This is a genomic window from Cognatitamlana onchidii (genome assembly GCF_004804355.1).
GTDB lineage: Bacteria > Bacteroidota > Bacteroidia > Flavobacteriales > Flavobacteriaceae > Cognatitamlana > Cognatitamlana onchidii.
In genome coordinates this window covers 1-1,229 of the sequence record NZ_SRWZ01000011.1, presented here as the reverse complement: position 1 = coordinate 1,229, position 1,229 = coordinate 1, and the positions used below count along the sequence as shown (strand labels likewise).

At 36.5% G+C, this 1,229-nt stretch carries 2 protein-coding genes; both read left to right on the top strand.

Annotated elements, in window-relative coordinates; genetic code table 11:
* Positions 1-68: 68 nt before the first annotated feature.
* On the top strand, positions 69-335 hold the full coding sequence (locus E5D58_RS15050; protein WP_067151964.1) for a transposase: 267 nt from the start codon (positions 69-71) through the stop codon (positions 333-335).
* The gene (locus tag E5D58_RS14885) at positions 317-1,213 is read left to right on the top strand and encodes an IS3 family transposase (RefSeq protein ID WP_205660331.1); all 897 of its coding nucleotides are present in this window, start codon (positions 317-319) and stop codon (positions 1,211-1,213) included. Before E5D58_RS15050 ends, E5D58_RS14885 begins: the two co-directional genes overlap by 19 nt.
* Positions 1,214-1,229: the final 16 nt, after the last annotated feature.

The window sequence follows — 1,229 nt, the reverse complement described above, 5'->3', positions numbered from 1 at the left end:
TGTAGCCTTCCCTAAAAATAGGACAGTATAAAATTCGAATTTACTAATTTTAAATTTTAAACTGTCAGATGAAAAAAAGCAAATTTACCGAGACACAGATTGTCAAGATTCTAAAGGAAAATGAACAAGGAAGAAGCGTTCCTGAATTAGCCAGAGAACTAGGAATAGATAAGAGTACCATTTATTATTGGCGTAAGAAGTACGGAGGCATGGAAGCGAGCCATTTAAAGCGACTCAAGGAGCTTGAAGAAGAAAACCTTAAGCTTAAACAAATGTATGCCGATGCCTCTCTTGATATTCGGATGCTCAAGGACGTATTGTCAAAAAAGTTCTAAGGCCTTCCGACAAGCGATTCCGTGTCAAACACCTAATCAAACACTATCAGGTATCAATTAAACGAGCTTGTGGTGTCATGGATCTGACACGCTCGATGTGGTATTATCAGAGAAAGAAAAACGATAAAGAGGTCATTGATAAGCTCTGTGAACTTGCCCAACAATTACCAACCAGAGGTTTTGATGAGTATTATAACCGAATCCGTCGCGAAGGTCATAAATGGAATAGAAAACGTGTACTTAGAGTATACAGAAATATGAAACTTAAATTAAGGCGTAAACATAAGAAACGTTTAGCAACAAGAGTTAAACAACCTTTAGAAGCTCCAGTATCATTGAATATTTGTTGGAGCATAGATTTTATGAGTGATGTTCTTAGCGATGGAAGAAAAGTACGAGTATTAAACCTTATAGATGATTGTAATCGCGAGGCATTATTGGTAGAAGCCGCATTGTCCTTTCCAGCCAGAGCAGTCGTAGAGACCTTAGAGCTACTTAAAGAAGAGATTGGAGTTCCTAAGTATATCAGATGTGACAATGGTCCTGAGTTTTTATCCAAGACCTTTGTCCATTGGTGCGAAGGCAACTTCATAGAAATCAAATATATCCAACCTGGGAAACCGATGCAAAATGGATATATAGAGAGATTCAATAGACATTATAGGGAAGATATACTCGATGCTTACTATTTTGAGGATATCTATCAATTACAAAAACTAAACGACCAATGGAAGCAAGATTACAACCATAATCATCCGCATAAATCTTTAGGAAATAAATCCCCTGTAGAATTTATGCCCAGATTTGAAGATGAAATAAATTTAATCTCCAAATCTGACCTTAATAACAATTTTTTGTCGAATTTAGAGGTGTCCTAAAAAGGGATAGGCTACA